This window comes from Nostoc sp. (genome assembly GCF_036919595.1).
Taxonomy (GTDB): domain Bacteria; phylum Cyanobacteriota; class Cyanobacteriia; order Cyanobacteriales; family Nostocaceae; genus Nostoc.
Genome location: NZ_JBALCO010000152.1, coordinates 1 through 8538, shown reverse-complemented (window position 1 = coordinate 8538; position 8538 = coordinate 1). Strand labels below are relative to the sequence as shown.

At 40.5% G+C, this 8538-nt stretch carries 5 protein-coding genes and 1 pseudogene; 4 read left to right on the top strand and 2 right to left on the bottom strand.

Features of this window, described 5'->3' with window-relative positions:
* Nucleotides 1-199 precede the first annotated feature (199 nt).
* Together V7K21_RS23395 and V7K21_RS23390 are read right to left on the bottom strand one after the other, a co-directional pair.
* Nucleotides 200-1021: a pentapeptide repeat-containing protein gene (locus V7K21_RS23395; RefSeq protein ID WP_335177580.1), complete on the bottom strand. Its 822-nt coding sequence runs from the start codon at nt 1019-1021 to the stop codon at nt 200-202.
* Between the two features lie 10 nt (nt 1022-1031).
* On the bottom strand, nt 1032-1673 hold the full coding sequence (locus V7K21_RS23390; protein ID WP_335071215.1) for a hypothetical protein: 642 nt from the start codon (nt 1671-1673) through the stop codon (nt 1032-1034).
* Between the two features lie 866 nt (nt 1674-2539).
* On the opposite strand from V7K21_RS23390, the gene V7K21_RS23385 reads away from it, so the two are divergent.
* The 4 genes and pseudogenes from V7K21_RS23385 (at nt 2540) to V7K21_RS23370 (ending at nt 8240) form a co-directional block, all read left to right on the top strand.
* The gene (locus V7K21_RS23385) at nt 2540-3604 is read left to right on the top strand and encodes a DUF1350 family protein (RefSeq protein WP_335177579.1); all 1065 of its coding nucleotides are present in this window, start codon (nt 2540-2542) and stop codon (nt 3602-3604) included.
* 383 nt (nt 3605-3987) lie between these two features.
* Nucleotides 3988-4751 (top strand): annotated as a pseudogene (locus tag V7K21_RS23380) (ferritin-like domain-containing protein).
* 562 nt (nt 4752-5313) lie between these two features.
* On the top strand, nt 5314-5580 hold the full coding sequence (locus tag V7K21_RS23375) for a hypothetical protein (RefSeq protein WP_335177578.1): 267 nt from the start codon (nt 5314-5316) through the stop codon (nt 5578-5580).
* 740 nt (nt 5581-6320) lie between these two features.
* Nucleotides 6321-8240 carry an iron uptake porin gene (locus tag V7K21_RS23370; RefSeq protein WP_335177577.1) on the top strand — a complete coding sequence of 640 codons (1920 nt, stop codon included), beginning with the start codon at nt 6321-6323 and terminating at the stop codon, nt 8238-8240.
* The last annotated feature ends 298 nt before the right edge of the window (nt 8241-8538 follow it).

The window sequence follows — 8538 nt, the reverse complement described above, 5'->3', positions numbered from 1 at the left end:
ATTAGTACAATGAATCAATTTAAACCCTGTTATGCTTCTGGATAATTTCACTTAGTTACTACTTGCTAAATCCGGAAAGTGACAGAAGAGGGATAATTTGGCGCATGTTCATACAGAATTGGTATTAGTAGCGATCACTCAACGGGGAAGGACTGGTAGATGCACTGATTCTATACAACGGGCTTGAGCGAAATGTCAATTATTTTCTTCTAAAGTAATTGTCTCTTGAAGAGTAAGGCATAATTGCCTCTTGAAGATTTACGCCGCTAAGGTTAGCTCCCCTAAGGTCAGCTCCTCTGAGGTTAGTTCCTCTGAGATTTGCCCCTGTCAAATTCGCACCTCTAAGGTTAGTCCAACTCAAATCAGCTTCACTCAAATCAGCTTCACTTAAGTTAGCTTGCAACAAATAAGCACCACTTAGGTGAGCCTTGGTCAGATTAGCTTTGTATAAGTCAGTTTTATAAAGATAAGTCCCCAACATTTCCGCCTCGTACAAACTTGCCTCGCTGAGGTCAGCCGCAATCAAGTTAGCTTCAATCAGATTGGCAAAAGAGAGATTAGTCCGGATTAATTTCGCTGCACCTAAATCGGCATCTCTCAAGTTAGCGCCTCTTAAGTCAGTTCCAATTAGATTAGCATCAGCGATCGCAGCGCCTCCAAGATTCGCCTCACTCAAGTCAGCTCCAATCAAATTGGCATGACTCAAATCTGCCTGCGTAAGTATAGCACCACTCAAATTAGCAACACTGAAATTAGCATCACTCAGGTTAGCTTCAACCAGGAAGGCTTTGTAGAGGTTGGCACTACTGAGGTCAGTACCACTGAGGTTTGCTCGCACGAGTAAAGCATTACCTAAATCCGCCTTTCTCAAGTTTACTTGCTGGAGGTTTGCGCCTCTGAGGTTATCCCCTTGCAGGTTTGCGGCGCTTAAGTCTGGTTCAATTTGAGGATTTTTCTTTCTCCACTCAATCCATGTAACTGCACCTGCTTTTAGTAAAGCTAGATGCTCTCGATTTGCCATTTTCTCTTCTTTACTCCTTACGCCCACCCAGAGGATTTACCCGACCAGCTACACCTTCAATCGCCGCTAACGCTCCCGCCGCACCTGCTAAAATATCTTGTTCTTGTCCACCTAAGTAAAGCCGTCCAAAACTACCTACAGCTAGAACCTCAAGAATGTTAATCGACGCCGCTTTCTCAGCTTCATTCGCAGCCAGTGCGGCGTAAGCAGCAGGCTCAACTTCTAATACATACAGCGTTTGCCCTGCTAGTAGTAGCTGTCCGCGTCGCGTGCGATTTATTAGTTGTGTTTGGTAAGCATCGATGTTGCGGATAATCTGGCTAGAAATAACCCGCGGTTTGAGACATTCCTCTCTTCGGACTCCCAATGCAGCCAAAATGGCTTGACCAGCAGCTCGCGTTTCGCCTTGGGAGCCAGAATGAACTTCCAATAGTCCGTATAGTCGTTCAACTATCTGTATTCCCGGACGGACAGAGGCAGATTTCAGGGCTATATCCGTAATTTTGTTAATTTCGATACCAGGAGAGATTTCGATCCACAGTGATGTATCCCCTGGTAATGGTAAGAAGCCTTGGGCTACTGTTCCCATATATGCTGCATGTTGAGGTTGCAGGCTGTCGAGAAATACGAAACTGCGTAGTTCTATTCCCAAGATTTTGCTCTCCAGTCATAAGGGTAAAAGTTATCTATTGCAATATAGAAACGTCTAGCTTGGGTCATTTTAGCCACAAGTGAAGCATGGAAAAATATAAAGGAGAAAAATTCTGCTGTCGATAAATTTTACACCTGAGAAGTATTCTGGCAGTAGAAACCGCCTTGACAATTGTACAAGCTTTATTACGCACAAATTGCTGCCTACAATCCCAAAATCGAGCAATACTGGTCTTGATTTACTGATAAAGTTGATGTGACAAAAAAAGTCTTTAGCTAAACTGAAGCGGGAAAAGTTCACTGGATTTGTGCCAGCATCTTCAAAATACTGCCAAAACCGCAGCTAATTAAAGTGACAGCACTAAGATTTACACATTGACAAGGTAGGCAAGAAGTGATTTAGCTGGAAACAAGGAAATAACAGGCTATTCATTGACTGGCAGGGTAATCATAAACTCAGTCCCTTCACATGAGGTTGAGTTAACTGCGTAGCTTGCCGCCGTAGGCATCGCTCCAGGGGAACGCAGGATAATTAAATAGCCAAAAACTTGATTAAACCTATCTAAACTTCTCCATCACAAAAACTTTTGGCATGTCTCTCTAAATATTCGCAGCTATGTTGAGCGATCGCAGCTTGTTAAAGAGCCTATTATAAGTTTAGTGCCAATTCAATCTCACTATCGAACTACACTATTCCTTACTCTCCACCCCTTTCATAAATACTTTGAGAACCACCTGTGTTTACTATGTTACGAAGGCAAGCATCTCAGTTTTACAAAATCTCTTTTAAAGAATCCGAAAAGCAGCAACTTCAATTTGGAGATTAAGTATACACCTCCCAAAATGAGATGCACTCATTGCTAAGTCATGGTAAATGCAAATTTAAAACTGAGATTTAAACCCGTTTCTCACAGTTGGGTTGCTCTTCATCCACAGCCTAAAGGGGTAATTCAATTTATTGCAGGGGCTTTTTTTGGTACATTTGGCCCCATGCTTTTTTATCGCTATCTGCTTCAATCTCTATTCGAGCAGGGATATACGATTATTCTTCTGCCGTTTAATTTTAGTTTTAACCATTATGTAGAAGCTGGTTTTTTGATGATAGAGCAGTATGAAATTTTGCCAGAGCTTGTGAGGATGGCAAGTCTTGCAGGATATGATTATGAAGCCTATCTAGATGATAAAAACTTTTCTTGGATTGGACATAGCCTTGGCTGTAAATATATTTCTCTGTTAGAAGGATTTACTGCTTTGCCAGATGATCATAAAAATAGGGAAAAGTTTATTCGCAATCTGCTATCTCATCCTTCGGATAAGTCACAGATAGAAAGTGTCATTGCAGACATTGACATTCTTATTGAAGAACTGAAAATAAAAACTGTGGAAGTTCAGAATCTGATTTGCACTTATGTAGGTCGAAAAGTTACAATTAACAGTGTCTTTATTAAGGGGCAAGCTTCTATTCTCTTAGCACCTGATATTAGTGATACAGCCAGCGCAATTCGTCCTCACTTTTTAGCGAATATCATCGATCAACTTGGTTGGGGTGTGAAACCAACCCCTGAACAAACCAAGAAGTTAATCAAGGATAGTCAGCTATTTAATATCATGGGTTTAGTCTGTTTTCAGTCTGATGATATTGCTACATCAACCTGTCAATGGTTTACTAATACTCTTGGTAAACCACCAAAAAAATTCTTAAAAACTTTAGAGGGCGGACACTTAAAACCTTTAGGCATTCAACTAGGTAAGTATGTCGTTAATTTATTTGATAAAACTTTGATTGAATCAGTGCAGGAGCGAAATAGAAGATTTGAGTATCAGGTAATTCAATTACTTAAGGAACTGAAACAAGAATCACCAAAAAAAGTACTGAAAGTTTCAGAATCATTTATTAAGGCACTTCCAAATAAAAAAATATCTCAAAACTGACGTAAAAATCCTCTTGATTTCTCCTCTCTCTGTGTTCTCCGCGTCTCTGTGGTTCGTTTATTTAGATAATTGATTTCTTGGAAATCCCTAAATAGTGTCAGGTTAGCATAATTAATTATGCTAACCACAGCCAATAACCCCATCCCGCTAAAGCTATGCTTTGCCCTTCTAGCATACTTTTCAAACATTTTTATGACTTACGTAAAATAATGAAAAAACGAACCGCAAAGGAATAAGAGTTTCACAAAGTTATTACGTAAGTCTTAATTTTCTCAGACTCTTCCAACTCCATCATCCAAAACTGCTGATTTTAGCCGACTAACAAAAGAAAGTGCGATCGCTTAGGCTATTGGGCATAGAGATAAAATTAAAAGTATAAAAATATGCTTAATACTATCAGCCCAGTTACAGAAGACTTAGCAGGCAAAAGCTATGCTATTCCTAACTATCTTCAAACACAACATCGCATCCGTTCCCTCATAGACAGATATCTTGCAGTTGAAAAACTACATGCTCGTCTGCAAGATTTACCGATACAGTTTGCTAATCCCCAACCGCGTCCCTGGAAACCCATCGACTGGCAAACAATTAACCGCAATCAAATTATCGGCTTAGACGCAGAGGTATTTTTATCTATATTGATAGGTGCGATCGACACAGAAGCGCCGATTCGCGGCTATACCCAAACCAGTCGGCAGTATTTATAAAAATTGCATCCTCAGATGGCTCGGTTTGTTGGTGGAACTGTTCGTGAAGATGGCGAACTGCTGGAACTTGGTTTGTGGGAAAAGGAAGAACGTCAGCATACACCAGAATTAATCAAAGTCTACACCCAATTAACAGGCGAGAAAATTACCCCAAAACTTCGTACTGTTAGAAGCTATCTCCCCACAAATGACGCTGACGAAGACCTATATTGATGCGAATTGGACGCACGCTGATCAAAACGCGATCGCAAAACTATCAGCGCAACAACCTGATGCGTACCCTACGGCGGATGATGGCTACCCTCAACTGGAATGCTTGGTCATTGACCAACAAAACAACTCTTCTTTTCACCTTCACCTATACAATGCGTCGTCTGTGGAGTTGGAATAATAGCCTGACATCAGAGTATTTGCAAGATTTATTTGGAATTACTCATTAGTATAGGACTAGATTTTAATACAGAAGCATTTTATCAGGCTTTGTTGAGCTACCAAGGACGCGATCGCCGTTTTGGTCAAGTGTACTGAATACCACACATCACCTCAAAATTAAACCGGATTTTTGCCATCAGGGATAAAGTAAAAGCACCCACATTACCAGGATGGTGTATGAGCGCTAATAAATGAAAACATTATTGAGGATAATCTATCTGCTATGACAGACCGAAGTAACTATAAGAATAACAGGCGGTGGGTAAATAAACTGCAAGGGTAGTTACAAATGTTTTGTTAAAAATACTACTTCCCGTAAATGCGATGCTTGACTTAGCCAAAATCCAATCGATTGCTCAATCCTATTCTCCTCAAGAACTCTTTGCTGCTTTGGTTTGGCAGCGTCGGTTCAATAAGTTTGATGGCGAATAAGTAATTACTGACCTTTCCAACCACAGGAATTTATGGGCAAGCTTTCTGTTCACAAAACCAATCTTTGCACCAGATGAAAACGGTTTAAGCTTTGGTGGTATGGTCGATACCCTTCTTGCAATGGCAAACTATCGTCCCATGCCTGAAACCAGCATCATTCATTTCATTGCTTATCCTGCCGATACGCTATACATTCTTACAGAGAACCAAGACACAAAAGTGTCAGAGCTTTTAGATTTGGGCAAAAAGTGGCGAGCTGACTCAGTAGAGGTAAGTGATGGCACGAATGAAGATTATGGTTTGCGGCTTAAGCGCCGACTGAGAACTAGATTGGAAGGGGGGCTATTGGGTGAAGATGTTCACCAGGATTGTGATGCGGTTATTATTACCTATTGGTGGGATTAAATTCTGGAAAATTATTTCCACCGTTTTCCTCCTGATCTTACCTGCACCCAAATCGATCAGCGATCGCAGTCTTTTAATTTGGGTGCATCCCAGTTTTTATTTTGCGACGATAGAATAACTGTCATTGCGAACGCAAGAGCGTCTCGTAGAGAGGAGGAACGACGAACGCAAGAGCGTGTCGCAAGACTTGCAATCGCATGGACTCACTCTTAGTTGGAGGATTTTGCGATTGCAAGTCTTGACTTCGTTTCGCTCGCAATGACATATAAGAAAGTGGGATGCAGTCTCTTAATTTTTTTTGAGTAAATTATTTTTTGTTAGGTATTGAGCCGAGGATTTCGGTTCAATACCTATATTCATTATCACAAAATCAGACTTATGTAAATTATTATTTTGTCAATACAGCAATCCTATTTTATATTTGAACAGAGAAAATTTGGAAGGCTTATGAATCAAGCATTTTACGTAATCTATTGTTCAAAAACCATTTAGGATTACTATCGTAATTATAGAAACTATCAATATGATGTGTTGTTAATTCTTTCCCAAAATAGTATTTACTATAATTTAATGCTTGCGATACAAGCTGATGTTTTGGTAAGTTAATTCAGAAAAAATCCTGATATCCAAAATTTAAAGTTAACAAGGCTCTCTTGCTAAATCTACTTTAAATTTACTTATCAATCCATTTTAAAATCGCAATGAATTTTTCCACTATTTTATAGGTGTTGAGAGTGATCATGGCAAAATATCTACTAGCTTCTGCTAGTGGGATGGGATTTTTATGTTTAATTGTCGGGTTATCACCTGTGCAAGCCCTTCCTAGTTTAGAAATTGGAGATAGAAACGTAGCTGTTAATCAAAATGACGTCAGCTATGAGAAGAATTATTCTGATCAAAGCAATTTAACAAATAATATCTCCAGTAAATTGCTGATAGCTAATGAAAATAAAAAAAATTTACCTTCAATCAATCAACAGCAAAAAATTCAAGATATAAAAGTAGATTCTGCTGTTAACTTGTGGCAGCCAATCACACCACAACCTGCAAGTTCATCTCCTACCTCATACAAACTTGCACAAGTAACATCCGTATCCCAATTGTCTGATGTACAGACGACTGATTGGGCTTTTCAGGCACTCCAATCTTTAGTCGAGCGCTATGGTTGTATCGCAGGTTATCCCAATCAAACCTATCGCGGTAATCGGGCGATGACTCGCTATGAATTTGCTGCTGGCTTAAATGCTTGTTTAGACCGAATCAACGAACTGATTGCGACTGCAACTGGTGATTTGGTCAATAAAGAAGATTTAGCTACGTTGCAGAAACTACAAGAACAATTTGCAGCGGAATTGACAACATTGCGGGGTCGAGTAGATGCTGTAGAAGCTCGCACAGCAGAACTAGAAGCAAATCGGTTTTCTACTACAACCAAACTCAGTGGAGAGGCAATTATTGCTGGTGTTGGTGCTAGCGGCGGCGCTCGTAATCAGAGTGACCCGAATATCATCCTAGTCAATAGAGTGCGGTTAAATCTTACCACTAGCTTTACTGGTAAAGATTCATTAATTACTGGATTGCAAGCTTATAACTTTTTGGGCGGAGTCGATGGACAGGGTAGCCTGCAACAAAGTTTAGGATTAGCTGCGCCACTTTTAAGTGCAAGTAGCGCTCGTACTAGTTTTGAACCGCAATTTCCGGGGTTAAATGTCAATACTTTGTCGGGTGTTGGCGCAAATAGTGTTCAGCTTTATAAATTGCTGTATATCTTTCCCGTTGCTAATAAATTAACCTTGTTTGCGGGAACTGCGGCAGAGACATCAGATGCTTTCCCAGCAATTACGCCTTTTTATGGTGAAGGACAAGAATCAATTTCTCGTTTTGGCAACTTGAATCCTGTGCTACGGGTTTCTGGTGGGACTTCGGGTACTGGTTTAGCATCGGCGGCGGGATTTATTTTTAACATTTCGCCAAATTTTGATTTAAGAGCTTTATACGGCAGTGTAAATGCCAATTTACCCGAAAAATCTGCGACTGAGGCACTACCAGGAGTTTCTACTACACCTTTGGGAGCAGGTTTATTTAGTGGTAGTAGTATTATTGCCACACAGTTAACCTTTAAGCCAAGTTCTGCTTTGGATATTGGTTTAAACTATTCCCACAGTTATCACGAAATCAATATTTTGGCTACAGGATTAGTTAGTAGTGATATCGGTGCTTTATCAGGGGTTGCAGCTGGAACACCCCTCACACTCAATTCTGTTGGCGGTACGGTAACATGGCGATTGTCTCCCAAAATAGCATTATCTGGCTACGGTGCAGCAATATTTGTCGATGCTGCTTCCAATACCGTGAATGCTTCCACCACCTTTACAAGTTGGATGGCGGGAATTCACTTCAGAGATTTATTCAAGTCAGGAAACACTGCCGGGATTCTTTTTGGTCAGCCGCTTTTCCGTAGTGATAGTGGTGGTTCTGCTCAACTTACGCCCACAGGCGACAATCGGGCGACTCCTTACCATTTAGAAGCCTATTACCGCCTTCAAGTTAGCGATAATATCAGCATTACCCCTGGTGCGTTTGTTCTCTTTAACCCAGAAGGTAACAGCAACAATGACACTACGACTGTAGGTGTACTTCGGACTACTTTTACATTTTAAGAGATTGGGAGTAGGCAGTCACAATCCCCCAAAAAATTGGGGGATTTTGAGATTGGATAACAAAAAAATAAAATGCACAGGCGTAGCTCGTCGTAGACATCGCCTTACAGATAAGCTAATTGGTTCTTTTGCCTGGGTTACCAGTTGGATTTGAAAGTTGGTACTTTTGTATAACCTGCTCAATCTGCCAAGTTACCGCATTTATTCGTAACTGCCCAGGTAGGAATGTCAGGAATATTCCCATGAGGGAAGAAAGATGGTAGTGTTCAAGCATGAATCCAGAAGAAAAAGATCAAAA

Coding starts and splice junctions, on each gene's coding strand:
- V7K21_RS23385 (WP_335177579.1), top strand. CDS start 2,540: ATGGTAAATGCAAATTTAAAACTGAGATTTAAACCCGTTTCTCACAGT.
- V7K21_RS23375 (WP_335177578.1), top strand. CDS start 5,314: ATGCCTGAAACCAGCATCATTCATTTCATTGCTTATCCTGCCGATACG.
- V7K21_RS23370 (WP_335177577.1), top strand. CDS start 6,321: ATGGCAAAATATCTACTAGCTTCTGCTAGTGGGATGGGATTTTTATGT.
- V7K21_RS23395 (WP_335177580.1), bottom strand. CDS start 1,021: ATGGCAAATCGAGAGCATCTAGCTTTACTAAAAGCAGGTGCAGTTACA.